Origin of the sequence: Pantoea sp. MBLJ3 (assembly GCF_000816655.1) — a bacterium.
Lineage (GTDB): Bacteria > Pseudomonadota > Gammaproteobacteria > Enterobacterales > Enterobacteriaceae > Pantoea > Pantoea eucalypti.
The window spans coordinates 17,403-34,758 of the sequence record NZ_JSUT01000005.1 but is presented as its reverse complement, the minus strand read 5'-3'; the positions used below and the strand labels follow the sequence as shown (position 1 = coordinate 34,758).

The 17,356-nt window shown below is 56.3% G+C and carries 17 protein-coding genes; 11 read left to right on the top strand and 6 right to left on the bottom strand.

Features of this window, described 5'->3' with window-relative positions:
* Window positions 1–19 precede the first annotated feature (19 nt).
* Together mgtU and mgtA are read right to left on the bottom strand one after the other, a co-directional pair.
* A complete protein-coding gene (gene mgtU, locus NP77_RS23935) occupies window positions 20–151 on the bottom strand; it encodes a magnesium transporter protection protein MgtU (protein ID WP_008926754.1) in 132 nt (43 codons plus the stop codon).
* Window positions 117–2,819, bottom strand: a complete 2,703-nt coding sequence (gene mgtA / locus NP77_RS06605; RefSeq protein ID WP_039659469.1) for a magnesium-translocating P-type ATPase — start codon at window positions 2,817–2,819, stop codon at window positions 117–119. Before mgtA ends, mgtU begins: the two co-directional genes overlap by 35 nt.
* Before the next feature lie 657 nt (window positions 2,820–3,476).
* On the opposite strand from mgtA, the gene NP77_RS06600 reads away from it, so the two are divergent.
* The 6 genes from NP77_RS06600 (at window position 3,477) to speG (ending at window position 9,242) form a co-directional block, all read left to right on the top strand.
* Window positions 3,477–5,045, top strand: coding sequence for an ABC transporter substrate-binding protein (locus tag NP77_RS06600; RefSeq protein WP_008926756.1), 1,569 nt, complete (start codon window positions 3,477–3,479; stop codon window positions 5,043–5,045).
* Entirely contained in the window at window positions 5,045–6,097 is a 1,053-nt protein-coding gene (locus NP77_RS06595; RefSeq protein ID WP_003850352.1) for an ABC transporter permease, read from the top strand. The genes NP77_RS06600 and NP77_RS06595 overlap by 1 nt, the downstream gene beginning before the upstream one ends.
* Window positions 6,094–6,951, top strand: a complete 858-nt coding sequence (locus NP77_RS06590; RefSeq protein ID WP_003850353.1) for an ABC transporter permease — start codon at window positions 6,094–6,096, stop codon at window positions 6,949–6,951. The genes NP77_RS06595 and NP77_RS06590 overlap by 4 nt, the downstream gene beginning before the upstream one ends.
* On the top strand, window positions 6,941–7,771 hold the full coding sequence (locus NP77_RS06585) for an ABC transporter ATP-binding protein (protein WP_003850354.1): 831 nt from the start codon (window positions 6,941–6,943) through the stop codon (window positions 7,769–7,771). The genes NP77_RS06590 and NP77_RS06585 overlap by 11 nt, the downstream gene beginning before the upstream one ends.
* Complete coding sequence (locus NP77_RS06580; RefSeq protein WP_008926758.1) at window positions 7,764–8,441, top strand: ABC transporter ATP-binding protein; 678 nt, start codon at window positions 7,764–7,766, stop codon at window positions 8,439–8,441. Before NP77_RS06585 ends, NP77_RS06580 begins: the two co-directional genes overlap by 8 nt.
* Before the next feature lie 255 nt (window positions 8,442–8,696).
* On the top strand, window positions 8,697–9,242 hold the full coding sequence (gene speG / locus NP77_RS06575) for a spermidine N1-acetyltransferase (RefSeq protein ID WP_003850356.1): 546 nt from the start codon (window positions 8,697–8,699) through the stop codon (window positions 9,240–9,242).
* Here the strand turns inward: speG and NP77_RS06570 are convergent, their stop codons facing one another.
* The 4 genes from NP77_RS06570 to NP77_RS06555 form a co-directional block, all read right to left on the bottom strand.
* The gene (locus NP77_RS06570) at window positions 9,243–9,662 is read right to left on the bottom strand and encodes a hypothetical protein (protein WP_003850357.1); all 420 of its coding nucleotides are present in this window, start codon (window positions 9,660–9,662) and stop codon (window positions 9,243–9,245) included.
* A gap of 85 nt (window positions 9,663–9,747) precedes the next feature.
* Window positions 9,748–10,683: a homocysteine S-methyltransferase gene (gene mmuM / locus NP77_RS06565; RefSeq protein ID WP_003850358.1), complete on the bottom strand. Its 936-nt coding sequence runs from the start codon at window positions 10,681–10,683 to the stop codon at window positions 9,748–9,750.
* Window positions 10,673–12,082 (bottom strand): S-methylmethionine permease, encoded by a 1,410-nt coding sequence (gene mmuP, locus NP77_RS06560; RefSeq protein ID WP_008926759.1) that lies wholly within the window; start codon window positions 12,080–12,082, stop codon window positions 10,673–10,675. The genes mmuM and mmuP overlap by 11 nt, the downstream gene beginning before the upstream one ends.
* Before the next feature lie 134 nt (window positions 12,083–12,216).
* Window positions 12,217–12,552, bottom strand: coding sequence for a DUF2002 family protein (locus NP77_RS06555; RefSeq protein WP_003850360.1), 336 nt, complete (start codon window positions 12,550–12,552; stop codon window positions 12,217–12,219).
* A 153-nt stretch (window positions 12,553–12,705) separates the two neighbouring features.
* Here NP77_RS06555 and NP77_RS06550 point away from each other — a divergent pair, with 153 nt between their 5' ends.
* From NP77_RS06550 to nrdF, 5 genes are all read left to right on the top strand, one after another.
* The gene (locus NP77_RS06550; RefSeq protein WP_003850361.1) at window positions 12,706–13,023 is read left to right on the top strand and encodes a DUF883 family protein; all 318 of its coding nucleotides are present in this window, start codon (window positions 12,706–12,708) and stop codon (window positions 13,021–13,023) included.
* A gap of 303 nt (window positions 13,024–13,326) precedes the next feature.
* Window positions 13,327–13,569 carry a glutaredoxin-like protein NrdH gene (nrdH, locus tag NP77_RS06545; RefSeq protein WP_003850362.1) on the top strand — a complete coding sequence of 81 codons (243 nt, stop codon included), beginning with the start codon at window positions 13,327–13,329 and terminating at the stop codon, window positions 13,567–13,569.
* 4 nt (window positions 13,570–13,573) lie between these two features.
* On the top strand, window positions 13,574–13,987 hold the full coding sequence (nrdI, locus tag NP77_RS06540; protein ID WP_003850364.1) for a class Ib ribonucleoside-diphosphate reductase assembly flavoprotein NrdI: 414 nt from the start codon (window positions 13,574–13,576) through the stop codon (window positions 13,985–13,987).
* On the top strand, window positions 13,957–16,095 hold the full coding sequence (gene nrdE, locus NP77_RS06535) for a class 1b ribonucleoside-diphosphate reductase subunit alpha (RefSeq protein WP_072040351.1): 2,139 nt from the start codon (window positions 13,957–13,959) through the stop codon (window positions 16,093–16,095). The genes nrdI and nrdE overlap by 31 nt, the downstream gene beginning before the upstream one ends.
* Before the next feature lie 8 nt (window positions 16,096–16,103).
* Window positions 16,104–17,063 carry a class 1b ribonucleoside-diphosphate reductase subunit beta gene (gene nrdF / locus NP77_RS06530; protein WP_033743485.1) on the top strand — a complete coding sequence of 320 codons (960 nt, stop codon included), beginning with the start codon at window positions 16,104–16,106 and terminating at the stop codon, window positions 17,061–17,063.
* The last annotated feature ends 293 nt before the right edge of the window (window positions 17,064–17,356 follow it).

The following is a 17,356-nucleotide window of genomic DNA, read 5'->3' as shown; positions in this document are numbered from 1 at the left end:
TCGCAGTTTTACAACGCTATCATCGCACCACGACCGTCAGCGCAATCAGAGTTAAGCCGATAATCATCACGCCGACAAAAACTTTATCGAGCCTGCCTTTTTTCATCTTCTCCTCCCTAGAACCACTGACCAAACCTGCGGATGTAGACATGTTTCATTCCCTGCGCCACCAGGCAGTAGCTGAACAGCGTCAGCACCAGCCACGGGAAGTATTGCCATGGCAGTGGCACCAGACCGACCATCGCGCCCAGCGGTGAGAACGGAATCAGGATGCCCAGCGCCATAATCGTCAGCGTGGTCAGCATCACCGGTAAGGTGGCGCGACTCTGGATAAACGGAATCTTCCGGGTACGCAGCATATGCACTACCAGCGTCTGTGACAGCAATCCCTCTATAAACCAGCCGGACTGGAACAGCGACTGCACGCCCGCATGATTCGCGCCAAAAACGAACCACATCAGCGCAAAGGTCGTGACGTCAAAAATTGACGACGTCGGCCCCATCCACAGCATGAAGCGTTTAATGTTGCCGGCATCCCATTTACGCGGCTTATTCAGAAACTCACGGTCAACCTTGTCCCACGGCAGTGCCAGCTGGGAAATGTCATACATCAGGTTCTGAATCAGCAGATGAATGGAGAGCATCGGCAAAAACGGAATAAAAGCACTGGCCACCAGCAGCGAGAAAACATTGCCGAAGTTGGAACTGGCGGTCATGTTCAGGTACTTGATGATGTTGCCAAAGGTCTCGCGTCCTTTGAGGACACCTTCATTCAGTACCTGTAAATCTTTCTCCAGCAGGATGATGTCCGAGGAGGCTTTCGCCACATCTGCCGCGCTGTCCACGGAAATCCCGGTATCCGCCGCCCGGAGTGCAGGCGCGTCATTAATGCCATCTCCCAGAAAACCGACGGTGTGACCATTCTGCTGCATCAGCCGCACCAGACGTGATTTCTGCAGCGGCGTCAGCTGGGCAAACAGCGTGCAACGTTCCACTTCCTGCGCCAGTTCGTCATCGTTCATCGCCTCAATCTGATCGCCGGTCAGCATCGCCGGATCGGTCAGTCCGACATCGGCACAGACACGCAGCGTCACCAATGGGTTGTCGCCGGTCAGCACTTTCACCGCCACACCGCTGTCGCGCAGGGCTTTAATCGCTTTACCCGCGCTGGCTTTTGGCGGATCGCGGAAGGTCAGCATGCCCTGAATAACCAGATCGCGCTCGTCACTGTCATTGAGCGGCGCGCGCAGCTCCTCATCACGGGTTGCCACGAGCAGCACACGATAACCCTGCTGATGATAGTGTTCGGTCTGTGTCAGCAGCGCCGCTCGCTGCGCCGCATCCAGTGCAACGACCGCATCGCCCTTGCGCACGGCGATACTTACCGCCAGCATCTCTTTGACTGCGCCTTTGCAGATCAGCTGTGAACGATGCTGAGCCAGATCTTCCACCAGCACTGAAACCCGGCGGCGATCAAAATCAAACGGCAACTCATCCACCAGTTGAAACTGGCTGCGCAGAGACTGCGAAATGATTTTATCGCCCGCGCTGAGTACGGCGCGGTCCATCAGGTTTTTCGCGCCACTCTGGCTGCTGCCGTTCAGCCATGCCAGCAGCAGGACCTGAGCATCTTCATTGCCCTGTGCATCCAGATGATGCGCCAGCAGAATGGTGTCCTGAGTCAGCGTGCCGGTTTTATCCGTACAGAGCACGTCCATTGCCCCAAGGTTCTGAATGGCATTGAGCTTTTTAACGATGACTTTGCGACGAGACATCGCAATTGCGCCTTTGGCCAGGTTGGCGCTGACAATCATCGGCAGCATTTCCGGGGTCAGCCCGACCGCAACCGCCAGTGCAAATAGCGTGGCATCCATCCAGTCACCTTTGGTGAAGCCATTTATCAGCAGCACCACCGGCACCATCACCAGCATAAAGCGGATCAGCAGTTTGCTGACGCTATTCACCCCGCGATCAAATGCAGTTTGCGGACGGCTTCCGGTCAGCGATGAGGCCAGCGAGCCAAACCAGGTTTCGCCACCGGTCGCGACGACGACGGCGCTGGCTGTACCGCTGGCTACGCTGGTACCCATCAGGCAGATATTCGCTGACGCCAGCAGCTCTTTAGCAGTCTGGCCTGTGCCGTCAATACCCGCATCACTGCTGTGTTTCTCAACCGGCAGCGACTCGCCGGTCAGCACCGCTTCACTGATAAACAGGTTACGTGAACTCAGGAGGCGCACATCGGCTGGCACCTGGTCGCCGGTGCTGAGCAGAATGATATCGCCCGGCACCAGTTCACTCATATCCACATCCTGGCGCTGTGCGGTTTCGCTGTCCGCCTCACGCCGCAGCACGGTAACCTGGCTACGAACCAGTGACTGCAGCGCCTGCGCCGCACGGTTGGTGCGAAACTCCTGCCAGAAGCGCAGCAACCCGCTCAGCATCACCATGGTGCAGATGATGATCACCCCGGAAAGATCGGTCTCCTGACCAGCGCGCAGCGGCAGCCAGTAGTCCGTTACAAAACTCACCAGCGCCAGGACCAGCAATACGTAGATAAACGGGTTATTAAACGCCATCAGCAGCTGAATCAGCGCCGGTGGCGCTTTCTCATGCGCGACTTCATTGCGGCCGTACAGGCTCAGGCGTTTCGCCGCTTCAGCCTGAGTCAGGCCCTGATGGTGACTGCGCAGGTTTGCCAGCGTCGTCTCAACGTGCTGGCCTGCCTGCTGTGCCACAGCAAACATTTTTTTACTTTTTTTATCGTTACGGTTGCCGGATGAAGTGATCGCAACCTGCTCCAGTTTCATGTCGCTCATTTCGACATCTCCCTGATTTAAAGCAATAGTTGTCCTGCACGCAAAATAAGGTGCATGGATAAAACCTGGCGAAGCCGGGTTATTTAATGCGGTGACCTTCAGGAATAATCACGTTATTCCGCCTGCACGCAAAATAATGATGCGCACAGGATTAGCCGACGTCGGTTAAACGCAGCATGTTGAAAGTCTGAGATCGTCAATCGGGCGTAGCCTGCGCTACGCCAATCGGGGCGGAGGAAAAAGAGCGAATATAAACAGCAGCATAACGCGCACTCCTGTGAATGACAGGATTTAAAAAAGGAGCGCGATCGTTAATTAAAGCGGGGATCGCTGCTCGCCGGTTGGCAAGCAGCAAAGAAAATTCAGCTTGCCAGAATTAAAGTTAATCGGGTATCACTGTCCAACTGAATTCTCCTGAAATTATCTGCAGCCATTATAAAGAGCGTCTGGCTGCGGTAAAGCAATAATAACCTGAATAATGGTTTCGTTGAGGTTTTGTTTCTGCTCAGCTTACCGCTTCGTTAACAGAGTGGCGATCTTCTTATAACCAGCAGGTAACCCTTATAACCTTTTGGCATATGATTAGCCCATATTCGACTATTCTTCACACCGGCCCTTTCGTAAACTCGCGTAACTTTTTAGAGGCAAGGAAATTTCATGAAAACTATAATTCCATCACTGCTGGCGCTGACGCTGGCTGGCGCCTTCACAGCACAGGCCGCAACACCAAAAGATACGCTGGTAATTGCACAATCTACTGACGACGCCGACAGCTTCGATCCGGCCAAAGGGTTTGAACTGACCAGCGTTCAGGCTTTTACAAACATCTATCAGCGTCTGGTCCAGTCCGATCCGCAGAACCCGGTGGACCTGAAGCCTACTCTGGCGACCTCATGGCAGCCCGGCAGCGACAACCGCAGCCTGACCTTTGAACTGCGCAAAGATGCGAAATTCTCTACCGGCAACCCACTGCGTCCGGAAGATGTGATCTTCTCGCTGGGCCGCGTGGTAAAGCTGAACCTCGATCCCTCTTTCATCCTGACACAGCTTGGCTGGACTAAAGATAACGTCGACGGCTTCCTGAAGAAGGTCGACGACAATCACGTGCAGATTAGCTGGACGGCTAACGTCAGCCCGACCTACGTGCTGAGCCTGCTCTCTGCCCCGGTTTCTTCCATCATTGATGAAAAAACCGCGATGGCGAACGCGAAGAACGGCGATTTTGGTAACGCCTGGCTGGCAACTCACTCTGCGGGCAGCGGTCCGTATCAGATCCGTAAAGTGGTGATGCATCAGGTGGTACTGCTCAGCGCTAACCCGACCTCACCGGCGGGCGCGCCAAAGATGAAAAATATCCTGATCAAAAACGTACCGGAACCGGCTGCGCGTCGTCTGCTGCTGGAACAGGGCGATGCCGATATCGCCCGTAACCTGGGTGCCGATCAGATCGCTGCGCTGAACGGCAAGAAAGGCGTGAAGACGGAAGCGATTCCCATGGCGTCGCTCTACTACATCCAGTTCAACATCGGCGCAAACGAGACGATGAAGAATCCGGCCTTCTGGGAAGCAGCACGCTACCTGTGGGATTACAAAGGTATTGCCAACGAACTGCTGAAAGGCCAGTTTGACGTGCATCAGAGCTTCCTGCCGAAGGGCTTCCTGGGCGCAATCAACGACACGCCATACAGCTACGATCCGGAAAAAGCCAAAGCGATTCTGAAGAAAGCGGGCCTGAGCAACGTGACCTTCAAGCTCTCTACCAGCAACCAGCCGCCTTATCTGGATATCGCACAGGCGCTGCAGGGCAGCTTCGCCAAAGCAGGCGTGAAAGTGGAAGTGGTGCCGGGCCTGAGCTCAGAAGTGTCGACCAATGTGAAAGCGCATAAATATGAAGCGACGCTGAACGCCTGGGGTTCTGACTACTTCGATCCCAATACCAATGCCGCCTCGTTTGCTTACAACCCGGAAGATGGCAGCAAAACCATCGCTTACCGTTCAGACTGGCATATTCCTGAGCTGAACAAGCAGGTGATTGCGGCGACAGCAGAAAGCGATCCGAAAAAACGCGTGGCGCTGTATGAAGCAATGCAGCGTGAAGTAATGAAAAATTCACCTTACGTGATTGGGATGCAGGCGAAGAACCTGATCGCCCTGCGCGACAACCTGAAAGGCTACGTGCAGGGTATCAACCCTGACATGGTGTATTATTCGCAGGTTACTAAGTAATGGCACAGTCTGTCCCTTCAGCCGGGTTCGCCCGGCTTTTTTGGCAGCGTGGCGGACGGCTGATCGGTAGCGTATTGTCGCTGCTGGTCACGTTGCTTGGCCTGCTTGCCTTCACCTTTATGCTGTCGCATCTGTCGCCGATTGATCCGGTGCAGCAGATTGCCGGCGATCACGCCAGTGAAGCGACTTACGCGCAGGTGCGTCATGACCTGGGTCTCGACGAGCCGGTGCTGATGCAGTTCTGGCGCTATGTCGAACATCTGGCGCACGGCGATCTGGGTGTCTCCCGTCTGACCAATCAGTCGGTGAGTGGCGATCTGATGTCCACGTTCCCGGCCACCATTGAGCTGGCGACCTGCGCGATGATCTTCGCGGTGGTATTTGGCGTCGCGCTGGCGCTGCTGGCGGCCTGGAAACCGGGCAGCTGGATCGATAACCTCGCCCGCTTTATCTCGCTGCTGGGCTACTCGGTGCCGGTGTTCTGGCTCGGCCTGCTGGGTCTGCTGCTCTTTTATGCGGTGCTGCACTGGTCCGCCGGACCGGGACGACTGGATGATATCTGGGTCTATACCCTTGAGCCGAAAACCGGCTTTGTGCTGATCGACAGCTGGCTCTCAGGTGAACCGGAGATGTTCCGCAACGCGATTGCGCACCTCTGGCTGCCGGTGGTGATTCTCGGTCTGCTGGCGATGGCGGGCATTACCCGCCTGCTGCGTGCGGCGCTGCTGGAAGAGAGCAGTAAAGAGTATGTGGTGCTGGCGCGTGCCAAAGGTGCCGGTCGGGTGCGCATCCTGCTGCGCCATATATTCCCTAACGTGCTGGGCACGCTGGTTACGGTGATCGCCCTCTCCTACGCCACGCTGCTGGAAGGCTCGGTGCTAACCGAAACCGTCTTCGCCTGGCCGGGAGTGGGTCGCTATATGACCAATGCGCTGTTCTCCGGCGATGTGCCGGCGATTCTGGGCTCAACCCTGTTGATTGGCAGCTGCTTTATCCTGATTAACACCCTGGCAGATGTTTTAACCTGGTTAACCGATCCGAGAACCCGATGACGCAACAACTCTCTGAACCCGAAACGCTACGGCCACGCCGTCGCCGTCAACGCGTGACCTCGTTAACCGTTGGCCTGACGCTGGTCGCGATTCTTATCCTGATGGCGCTGCTGGCACCGCTGATTGCACCTTTCGACCCGAATGTGCAGACCATGTCGAGCCGCCTGCTGGCGCCGTCAGCACAGCACTGGTTTGGCACCGATGGCTTTGGCCGCGATCTGCTGTCGCGCGTGATTTACGGCACACGCCCTACGCTGCTGCTGGTATCGCTGATTCTGGTGCTGACTATTCCGGCCGGACTGCTGATCGGCATCACCGCCGGTTACGTTGGCGGCTGGACCGAACGCCTGCTGATGCGCATTACCGATATCTTCCTGTCGCTGCCCAACCTGGTGATCGCGCTGGCGCTGGTGGCGATTCTCGGCCCTGGCCTGATGAACGGCGCGCTGGCACTGGCGCTGACCAGCTGGCCGCCGTTTGCCCGTCAGGCACGCGCTGAAACGCTGGCACTGCGCCGCAGCGATTACCTCGCCGCCGCGCGGATGCAGGGCATTACGGGCTTTCGCCTGATGTTCGGTCATATCCTGCCGCTCTGCATGCCCACGGCGGTGGTCCGCGCTGCGCTAAGCCTGGGCGGGATTATCCTGGCTGCTGCCGGACTCGGTTTCCTCGGCATGGGCGTTCAGCCGCCGACGGCTGAATGGGGCTCAATGGTCGCCGAAGGCAGTAAAGTGATCTTCGATCAGTGGTGGGTTGCGGCTGCACCGGGTGCGGCGATTCTGTTTGCCAGCCTGGCCTTTAACCTGACAGGCGATGGCCTGCGCGACCGACTGGATACCCGTCATGCAAAATAATCTGCTCCTTGCCGAAGGGCTGACCATTCGCAGTGATGAAGCACTGCTGGTCGATAACATCAGCTTTTCCGTGGGCCGCGAACGTGTGGCGCTGGTCGGTGAGTCCGGCTCCGGGAAGTCGCTGACCGCCCGCAGCCTGATGGGACTGCTCTCGCCCGCGCTGCATCTGCAGGCCAGCCAGCTTCAGGTGGCCGGTGAGAATGCGCTGACGCTGAGTGAGCGTCACTGGAACCAGCTGCGCGGTAACCGCGTGGCGATGGTGATGCAGGACCCGAAATATGCCCTTAATCCGACGCGCACCATTGGCTGGCAGGTGGAAGAACCGCTGATCCTGCATCGCCGCCTGAGCCGTGCCGAGCGTAAAGAGAAAGTGTGTGAGATGCTGGATGCGGTCGGCCTGCCCGATCCGCGTCGTCTGATGCAGCAGTATCCGCATCAGCTCTCGGGCGGCATGGGCCAGCGTGTGATGCTGGCAATCGCACTGATCACCGATCCTGACTTCCTGATCGCTGATGAACCCACCTCTGCACTGGATCATGCCATGCGCGATCAGGTGCTGGCGCTGATTCGCGGTCTGGTGGAAGCGCGTAACATGGGTCTGCTGCTGATCAGCCACGATTTGCAGCAGGTTTCGGAACATTGCGAGCGGGTGATGGTGATGTACAAAGGCCGGTTGCTGGATACGCTGCCCGCCGCTGAACTGCCTCACGCGACCCATCCTTACACCCGCACACTGTGGGCCTGCCGTCCGGGTAAAGCGACCCACGGACAGACTTTACCGGTGCTGGATCGCGCTGCGCTGGAGGCGAATTATGATTGAGTTACACAATCTCAGCGTCGCCCACAAACAGGGTTATGACCTTCGCACCGTGGTGCATGAGGTTAATCTTGAGGTTAACGCGGGCGAGTGTTTTGGTCTGGTGGGTCCTTCGGGCTGCGGCAAATCGTCACTGCTGTGGGTACTGGCAGGTCTGAACCCACACTGGCAGGGCCAGATGCAGCTTGCCGGTCATACTGTTCAGCCGGGCAAAGCCTTTACCGGTGCGCTGCGTCAGGAAGTGCAGATGGTGTTCCAGGACCCTTATGCCTCGCTGCATCCGCGTCACCGGCTGCGTCGCACCCTGTCGGAGCCGCTGAAGCTGCTGAAACGCGACAATATCAACGATCGTATCGATCAGGGTTTCCGTCACGTCGGACTCGATCCTGCACTGGCAGATCGCTATCCACATCAGCTCTCCGGCGGTCAGCGTCAGCGCGTCGCCATCGTGCGCGCCCTGCTGCTGCAGCCAAAGATCCTGCTGCTGGATGAGCCGACATCGGCACTGGATATGTCAGTGCAGGCGGAGATCCTCAACCTGCTCAACGATCTGAAACAGCAGGATGGTCTGACAATGGTGCTGGTCAGCCACGATCCCGATGTTATCGATCATATGTGCGATCGCGCGGTGCGCATGGCGCAGGGCCGCATCATCGAACAGATCTCTGCCTGAAACCCGGCCGGACGGCGTTAATCTGCCGTCCGGCGCTGTTTCACTCGTCGCGCATTTCGTAACTCGCCTCTTAATCGGCCTTAACCCCTCTTCTCTCCTGCCGGACGGTGTGTGGTTCTCTCACAGCCATCTTGATTGCCACGCTACGCTATTGACGGTTGTACGCTAAAGCAGCGCCCCTATACGACTGCACAAAACGCAGCACCAGGCTGATGCGGTATACTCGCGGCAACTATTTCATGAGAGGAAAAAGCGATGACGGTAAAACTGCGTCCACTGGAGCGGGAAGACCTGCACTTTGTCCATCAGCTGGATAACAACGCCAGCGTGATGCGCTACTGGTTTGAGGAGCCCTATGAAGCGTTTGTGGAGCTGTCCGATCTCTACAACAAGCACATTCATGACCAGACGGAACGCCGCTTTGTGGTGGAGCATAGCGGGCAGAAAGCGGGATTAGTGGAACTGGTGGAGATTAACCATGTGCACCGCCGCGCTGAATTTCAGATCATTATCGATCCGGCGCATCAGGGCAAAGGGCTGGCAACCCAGGCGGCAAAGCTGGCGATGGATTACGGCTTTTCGGTTCTCAATCTCTATAAGCTCTACCTGATTGTCGATCAGGAAAACGAGAAAGCGATCCATATCTATACCAAGCTCGGCTTCGAGATCGAAGGCGTGCTTAAACATGAATTTTTCATTAATGGGGAGTACCGCAACACCATCCGCATGTGCATTTTCCAGCATCAGTATCTGGAACGCCATAAAACGCCAGGCGGAATGGTGAAGCCGACCGCGCAGTGATCAGCCGCGCGCGCCAACCGGATTCATGAAGGGACGTGGATGTTCCGGCTTGAGGTCGTACATGCCGCCATAGAAAGGATCGACCAGCAACCAGCCGGGGAATCCACCTAATGGGATATTGCCCAGCAGATACCAGAGGTTAGCGCGAGCCTCGATAGGCACTGTAACCGGCACGTAGCCCGGGCTTTCCAGCATCAGCAGATAGTGCTTTTTGCCGAAGTAGCGGCCGGTGGATTTTGCCAGCTCAACGGTCTGCGGCGTGAAACCCTGCGCAACTGCGTAGCCACGCTCATCCTGCACGGTAAAGCGCGCGCCCTGCGGCAGAGAGTCGATGCGCACCATTTGGGTTTCAGTGCCGACAATGGTGGCACAGCCGCTAAGCAGCAGCGCGGCGGCCAGAGCCAGAATTCGCTGTTTCATGAAGGGGTCCACAGAGTGATCAGTGCTCAAAGTGTAGACCGCCTTCTTTGTCTCAATCGGGCTATCATCGCCCGATTCAGCCAGCTTATTGCGGTTGACAAGCGCGGGCGATAGCCGCGATGTCGTTGGGTGAGGTGCGACAGCAGCCGCCAATCAGCTTCGCGCCCGCCTGCTGCCACTCATCCAGCTTGTCGTGCAGCGTGCAGCCCGACGGCGCGGAATGCCATGTTTTGCTGCTGGCATCATACTGCTCGCCGGAGTTGGGATAGACCACCAGCGGCTTGTCGGTCAGCCTCTGCAACTGCTGCAGCGCTGGCGTTACGCTCTCCAGCGCTACGCAGTTGATCCCCAGCGCTATCACCTGCGGCTGCTGATTCAGCCAGCTCACCACCTCTGACAGCGGCGTGCCGTCGCTGATATGCCCGGCATCACGCAGCGTAAACGTGAACCACGCGCGGCCTTCCGGGAATTCAGCCAGCAGCTTCACCAGTGCCTGCGCTTCCGCAAACGAAGGCAGGGTTTCACAGGCCAGCAGATCGGCACCCGCCGCCAGCAGCGCCTGCACGCGCGGACGGTGAAACGCCATCATTTCCGCTTCCGGCAGTGCATAGTCACCGCGATATTCCGAACCATCCGCCAGGAAAGCACCATATGGCCCCACCGATCCCGCCACCAGCAGCGTTTTCGCATCGGGCCGGACCGCCAGATAGTCCTGACGTGCGCGGCGCGCCAGCTCGACGCTCTGGGCGATCAACGCCAGTGACTGCGCTTCATCAAGACCACGTGTGGCAAAGCCCTGCGGCGTCGCCTGATAGCTGGCGGTAATGGCACAACGCGCACCGGCGACAAAATAGTCGTAGTGCACCTGATAGATGAGCTCAGGATTTTCCATCAGCACCTTTGCTGACCAGAGCGCATCGGCCAGATGGCAGCCGCGGGCTTCCAGTTCGGTGGCCAGCGCGCCATCCAGAATCAGCAATGGTGACTCTGTTAAAGCCTGCGCGACAGGGTTATGCGACATCTTTGGCCTCCTCAGGCTTCGGGGATGATTTGTGGGTCAGATGGTATGCGGCGTAGCAGAACAGGACAAACGGGATGCCACACCATAGCGCGATACGCTGAGTTGGATCGAATGCCAGACCAACACAGGCCAGCAGACAGAGCAGAAAGCCCAGAATCGGCGTCAGCGGATAGAGCGGCGCGCGGTAAGCCAGATCGGCCAGCGATTTGCCCTGCTGAAGGTGACGGCGACGGAAAACAAAATGCGAGGCGCAGATGCTGAGCCAGACCGCGACCACCGCAAAGCCAGAGATAGCCGACAGCGCCACAAACACCGTGTCTGGCGCAACCACGCTGGAAACCAGCGCCAGCAAACCGCCCACCATGCTGACAGTAATTGCCAGCATGGGTACGCCGCGCTTGTTCACCCGGGAAAAGGCACGCGGCAGCGTATTTTCGTTGGCCAGCGACCAGAGCATACGGCCCGATGCGTAAAGGCCGGAGTTGGCTGCTGACAGGATTGCAGTCAGGATCACAAAGTTAATGATGTCAGCCGCATACGGGATGCCGATCTTTTCGAACACCAGCACAAACGGACTTTTTACGATGCCAGCCTGATCCATCGGAATCAGCGCCGCCAGCACAAAGACTGTGCCGATGAAGAAGATGATCAGCCTGGCCACGGTGGTGCGGATCGCCAGCGGCAGCACTTTCTCCGGCTGCTGGGTTTCACCGGCCGCAATCCCGATCAGCTCGGTGCCAGAGAAGGCGAAGTTCACCGCCACCATCGTCATCAGAATCGGCAGTACGCCATTGGGCAGCCAGCCGTGCGCGGTAAGATTGCTCAGACCGGGCGCGGGCGTGCCATCTTTCATCGGGATAAAGCCAAACATCGCTGCGCCGCCCAGCACGATAAAGGCGACGATCGTGACCACCTTAATCAGCGAGAACCAGAACTCCCCTTCGGCGAAGAAGCGGGTTGAGATGACGTTCAGCAGATAGATGGCGCAGCAGAAGACCAGGCACCATATCCATACCGGAATCTGCGGGAACCAGTACTGCATACAGAAGCCCGCCGCCGTCAGGCTGGAGCCCAGGGCTACCGTCCAGGTCAGCCAGTAGAGCCATGCCACGGTATAGCCGGTTGCCGGACTGAGATAGCGCGCAGCGTAAACGTGGAACGCGCCGGTTTCCGGCATCGCCACAGAGAGTTCACCCAGACAGACCATCACCAGCCAGACCACCAGCGCGCCAATCAGATAGGCAAGCAGCGTCCCCGCTGCTCCGGTAGTAGAAATGATATAGCCGGTGTTAAAAAACAGGCCAGTGCCGATTACGCCGCCCAGCGATAACATCACCAGATGGCGCACTTTCATGGTGCGTTTAAATTGTTCCTGCGAGGGAGTTGGCTGTTCGCTCATCTTTTTTATCCGTATGGACGTCTAAACATCTATAGTGGACAATTTTATACGCGTCACAGCGGGTAATTGCAACGGCAGGAAACAGGGAGGATGAAAAGGCCGTTCAGAGCCCCGTCGCGGCGGGGCCTGATGCGTCAGCCGAAAACGCTTTGAATATAGCGTTCCAGCGCCATGCGGGAACTGAATCCGTGCGGGATGCCGTAATGTTCCTGTGAATCACCCGCCAGGTAGAGAGGGAATTGGGTGTAGTGATCGCAGGTCTTCATTTCTGAAGCGGGTTCAGCGAACGGCTGGCTCTTCTCTTTCAGTGTCGGGTGAATCACTAAAGCCATGCGCCCCATGCGCGCTTCGCGATTCACATAAACGTAGTTCTCTCCACGGCGATAGCCATAGGCCCGTGGGGTAATTTCATCGACTTCGAAACCCGCTTTTTCCAGTACGCGCGCTACCTCATCCGGTCGTAAATACATGCTCGATCCTCTCCTCTTTCAAAAGCTTCGCAACCTTACAACAGCATGACAGAGTGGGCATTCGGAATTTTCCCTAAAGAACACTCCCGCGTCTCGTTAATCTCAAGGTCGTCTACACTAGTATTACGTTTTTAAATCAAAGGGAGCTAAAAAATGTTTAATCGCACTGTAAAAAACGATGACATTGATATCAATCAGGACGTTAACGAACTGGCCGATTCACTGGAAGCGCTGTTGAAATCTTACGGCAGTGACGCCAAAGACGAAGTGGACTCAGCCCGCAGTCAGGCTGAGAAACTGCTGAAACAGACCCGCTCTAAACTGAACGGCGGCAGCAACCGTGTTTCACAGGTTGCGCGTGATGCTTCCGCTCAGGTTGATACCTATGTCCATGACAAGCCATGGCACGGTGTAGGTATCGGTGCCGCATTCGGTATCGTCGTGGGCGTACTGCTGGCTTCACGCCGCTAAGCTAAGCGCTGAGAAATCCCCTGAGCCCTGCCCTGTGCGGGGCTTTTTTTTGCCTTTTTTGCGGCCAGCGACATTTACAAAAGATTTTTCCAGGCTGCAGGGCGCATCCCTGCTGGCTTTTCCTCTGTTGCGCAAATACAAATCATAAAACCCTATATATGGTGGGCTTGACCACAAAAACTACTACATCTAGTATTTAGCTCATCAGCACGACACCTGCTGTTCGTCACAATGAAGCCCGCAACCTGTCGCGTCAGCTTTGTTTTCGGGCATCAGAACCGCACACAGAGGGAAATACGAATCATGCGCATTATTATTTACACTAAAGATAACTGTGTCCAGTGCACGGCGACCAAAAATGCGATGGACCGTCAGGGTCTCGCCTATCAGTTAATCAATCTCGACAGCCAGCCGGAAGCGATCGACAACCTGAAATCACTGGGTTACCGCCAGGTGCCGGTGGTGATGGCAGATAACGATCACTGGAGCGGCTTCCGCCCGGACAAGATCGCCACTCTGCGATCGCTTTCTGCCGTCGGGGGCTAAGCGCATGTTCCCGCTGGTCTATTTTTCCAGCCAGTCGGAAAACACCCACCGGTTTGTCACGCGCCTCGGCCTGCCCGCCTGGCGCATCCCGCTTGATGCCCGTGATCAGTTGCATATCGACCAGCCCTATATTCTGGTGGTACCCAGCTATGGCGGTGGCAGCAGTCGCGGTGCAGTGCCCGGTCAGGTGATTCAGTTTCTTAATGATGAGGCGAACCGCCGTGGTATTCGTGGCGTGATCGCAGCAGGCAACCGTAACTTCGGTGCCGGTTACTGCCTGGCGGGCAGCATCATTGCAAAAAAATGTCAGGTTCCTTGTCTTTATCGCTTCGAGCTAATGGGAACCCCTGACGATATTGCGAAAGTTAAAGCGGGAGTAACCCAATTTTGGCAACAACAGATACCCTCAACGGCGTGACGCTCGATTATCACGCCCTCAATGCCATGCTGAACCTCTACGATGCTGACGGCCGTATCCAGTTCGACAAGGATCGCGAAGCGACACGTCAGTTTTATCTGCAGCATGTGCAACCCAATACCGTCCCCTTCTCCAGCAACGCCGAGCGTTTACGCTATCTGGTGGCGGAGAGCTATTACGAAGCGGATGTGCTGAATCAGTACGATTTTGATTTTCTGCTTGAGCTGCATGAGGTGGCGGAGACGTGGGGATTTGAATTCAAAACTTTTCTGGGCGCCTGGAAGTACTACACCAGCTATACCCTGAAGACCTTTGATGGCAAACGCTATCTGGAAACCTTCGAACAGCGCGCCTGCATGGTGGCACTGACACTGGCTCAGGGCGATGAAACGCTGGCGCGAGCGCTGCTGGAGGAGATCCTCAGCGGCCGTTTCCAGCCCGCGACGCCGACCTTTCTGAACTGCGGCAAACAGCAGCGCGGTGAGCTGGTCTCCTGCTTCCTGCTGCGCATCGAAGACAATATGGAGTCGATTGGTCGCGCAGTGAACTCGGCATTGCAGCTGTCAAAGCGCGGCGGCGGCGTCGCCTTTTTACTGTCGAACCTGCGTGAGTCTGGTGCGCCGATTAAACGTATTGAAAATCAATCGTCGGGCGTTATCCCCGTAATGAAAATGCTGGAAGATGCTTTCTCCTATGCGAATCAGCTTGGTGCGCGTCAGGGCGCCGGCGCAGTCTGGCTTAATGCGCATCATCCCGATATTTTCCGCTTTCTGGATACCAAACGCGAAAATGCCGACGAGAAGATCCGCATCAAAACGCTGTCGCTGGGCGTGGTTATTCCTGATATCACTTTTCAGCTGGCGAAAGAGAACAGACCCATGGCGCTGTTCTCGCCCTATGATGTTGAGCGGATTTACGGTCAGGCCTTTGGCGATATCAGTATCAGCGAGAAGTATGAGGAGATGCTGGCGGACGATCGCATCCGTAAAACCTTTATTCCGCCACGCGACTTCTTCCAGACGCTGGCCGAGATTCAGTTTGAGTCGGGCTATCCCTATATCATGTATGAGGACAGCGTGAACCGCAGCAACCCGATTGCCGGTCGCATCAATATGAGTAATCTCTGCTCTGAGATTCTGCAGGTGAACAGCGCCAGCGAGTACCATGATGACCTGAGCTACCGCCGCATCGGCAAAGATATCTCCTGTAATCTTGGCTCCCTGAATATTGCGCATGCCATGGATTCGCGCGATCTGGCGCGCACCGTGGATGTGGCGGTTCGCGCCCTGACCTCGGTGTCGATGATGAGCGAGATTGGCTCGGTGCCGTCGGTCGCCGAAGGCAATCGCCGTTCGCACGCCATCGGGCTGGGTCAGATGAACCTGCACGGCTATCTGGCGCGGGAAGGCATCGCCTACGGCTCACCGGAAGCGCTGGATTTCACCAATCTCTACTTCTATTGCATTACCTACTATGCGCTACGCACCTCTAATCAACTGGCGCAGGAGCATCAGAAGACGTTCGAGGGCTTTGCGGATTCGCAATACGCCAGCGGCGTTTACTTCGATAAATATCTGCAGCGGGAATGGCTGCCGCGCACTGAACGGGTGACGACGCTGTTTGCCGATGCCGGACTGACACTGCCGACCCAGGCGGACTGGCAGGCGCTGCGTGATGCAGTGATGCAGCACGGGCTGTTTAATCAGAACCTGCAGGCGATCCCGCCGACCGGTTCGATCTCCTACATCAATCATGCCACCTCCAGCATCCATCCGATTGTCTCCCCTATCGAGATCCGCAAAGAGGGTAAAACCGGTCGCGTCTACTATCCCGCGCCGTTTATGACCAATGAGAATCTCCACCTCTATCAGGATGCGTATCAGATTGGGCCGGAAGCGATTATTGATACCTACGCAGAAGCGACTCAGCACGTCGATCAGGGCCTGTCACTGACGCTGTTTTTCCGCGATGACGTCACGACCCGCGACATCAACAAAGCGCAGATTTACGCGTGGAAAAAAGGGATCAAAACGCTTTATTACATTCGACTGCGTCAGATGGCGCTTCAGGGCACGGAGGTTCAGGGCTGCGTCTCATGCTCCCTGTAATGAAAACGATGAAACTTAAACAAATTCAGGCGATTAACTGGAATCGCATTCAGGATGAGAAAGATCTTGAGGTGTGGAACCGTCTCACCAGCAACTTCTGGCTGCCAGAAAAGGTGCCGCTCTCTAACGATCTGCCCGCCTGGCAGACGCTGGATAAACAGCAGCAGCAACTGACCATCCGGGTCTTCACCGGCCTGACGCTGCTGGATACCATCCAGAACGTGATCGGCGCGCCGGGACTGATGGACGATGCTATTACGCCACACGAAGAGGCGGTACTGTCGAACATCAGCTTTATGGAAGCCGTCCATGCGCGCTCTTACAGTTCTATCTTCTCAACTCTGTGTAATACGCAGGATGTGGATGCCGCCTATCAGTGGAGCGAAGAGAATGTGCCGTTGCAGAACAAGGCGCGCATCATCCTTGAACACTACCGGGCGAATGATCCGCTGAAGAAGAAGATCGCCAGCGTTTTTCTGGAGTCGTTCCTGTTCTATTCCGGCTTCTGGCTGCCGATGTACTGGTCGAGCCGGGGCAAGCTGACCAACACTGCCGATCTGATTCGCCTGATTATTCGCGATGAAGCGGTGCACGGTTACTACATCGGCTACAAATATCAGCAGGCGCTGGCCACGGCTGACGATCTGCGTCGCGAAGAGCTGCAGCAGTTCGCCTATGATCTGCTGCTGGCGCTGTATGAGAATGAAGTGGCTTACACCGAGGCGCTCTATGCCGATGTCGGCTGGGTGGAAGAGGTGAAAACCTTCCTGCACTACAACGCCAACAAAGCGCTGATGAATCTGGGCTACGAGGCGCTGTTCCCGGCGGAGCTGACGGCGGTAAATCCGGCCATTCTGTCGGCGCTGTCCCCCAATGCTGACGAGAACCACGACTTCTTCTCCGGTTCAGGCTCCTCCTATGTGATGGGTAAAGCGGTCGAAACCGAAGATGAAGACTGGAATTTCTGAGGGTTACCGGGTGCTGTTTTATCAGCATCCGGTTTTCACTGGCAATGGCATAGCAGCCGCGCCACCGCGACTCATCATAAGAAAAAAATATTACTGCAATACCGCCTGACTATTTCATTGTTTATTGATGTTCATCCGCCCCGTATTTTCTTTTTTTCGGCCAATTATTTCACTGAACATGGTCGTTTCAGGCGTGATTATTTTCCTGCATCGGTCCCCATTATTTCCGTAATATTTCACGTTGGTGACGTCTGTTTTTCTCCCTTTCACGCAGCAAATCGACCTAAATGCCA

Bases quoted from the DNA above. Each gene is read 5' to 3' on its own strand.
- NP77_RS06595 (WP_003850352.1), top strand. From the start codon at position 5,045: ATGGCACAGTCTGTCCCTTCAGCCGGGTTCGCCCGGCTTTTTTGGCAG.
- NP77_RS06580 (WP_008926758.1), top strand. From the start codon at position 7,764: ATGATTGAGTTACACAATCTCAGCGTCGCCCACAAACAGGGTTATGAC.
- mmuM (WP_003850358.1), bottom strand. From the start codon at position 10,683: ATGTCGCATAACCCTGTCGCGCAGGCTTTAACAGAGTCACCATTGCTG.
- NP77_RS06600 (WP_008926756.1), top strand. From the start codon at position 3,477: ATGAAAACTATAATTCCATCACTGCTGGCGCTGACGCTGGCTGGCGCC.
- NP77_RS06590 (WP_003850353.1), top strand. From the start codon at position 6,094: ATGACGCAACAACTCTCTGAACCCGAAACGCTACGGCCACGCCGTCGC.
- mgtA (WP_039659469.1), bottom strand. From the start codon at position 2,819: ATGAGCGACATGAAACTGGAGCAGGTTGCGATCACTTCATCCGGCAAC.
- mgtU (WP_008926754.1), bottom strand. From the start codon at position 151: ATGTCTACATCCGCAGGTTTGGTCAGTGGTTCTAGGGAGGAGAAGATG.
- nrdF (WP_033743485.1), top strand. From the start codon at position 16,104: ATGAAACTTAAACAAATTCAGGCGATTAACTGGAATCGCATTCAGGAT.
- NP77_RS06550 (WP_003850361.1), top strand. From the start codon at position 12,706: ATGTTTAATCGCACTGTAAAAAACGATGACATTGATATCAATCAGGAC.
- mmuP (WP_008926759.1), bottom strand. From the start codon at position 12,082: ATGAGCGAACAGCCAACTCCCTCGCAGGAACAATTTAAACGCACCATG.
- speG (WP_003850356.1), top strand. From the start codon at position 8,697: ATGACGGTAAAACTGCGTCCACTGGAGCGGGAAGACCTGCACTTTGTC.
- NP77_RS06585 (WP_003850354.1), top strand. From the start codon at position 6,941: ATGCAAAATAATCTGCTCCTTGCCGAAGGGCTGACCATTCGCAGTGAT.
- nrdH (WP_003850362.1), top strand. From the start codon at position 13,327: ATGCGCATTATTATTTACACTAAAGATAACTGTGTCCAGTGCACGGCG.
- NP77_RS06570 (WP_003850357.1), bottom strand. From the start codon at position 9,662: ATGAAACAGCGAATTCTGGCTCTGGCCGCCGCGCTGCTGCTTAGCGGC.
- NP77_RS06555 (WP_003850360.1), bottom strand. From the start codon at position 12,552: ATGTATTTACGACCGGATGAGGTAGCGCGCGTACTGGAAAAAGCGGGT.
- nrdI (WP_003850364.1), top strand. From the start codon at position 13,574: ATGTTCCCGCTGGTCTATTTTTCCAGCCAGTCGGAAAACACCCACCGG.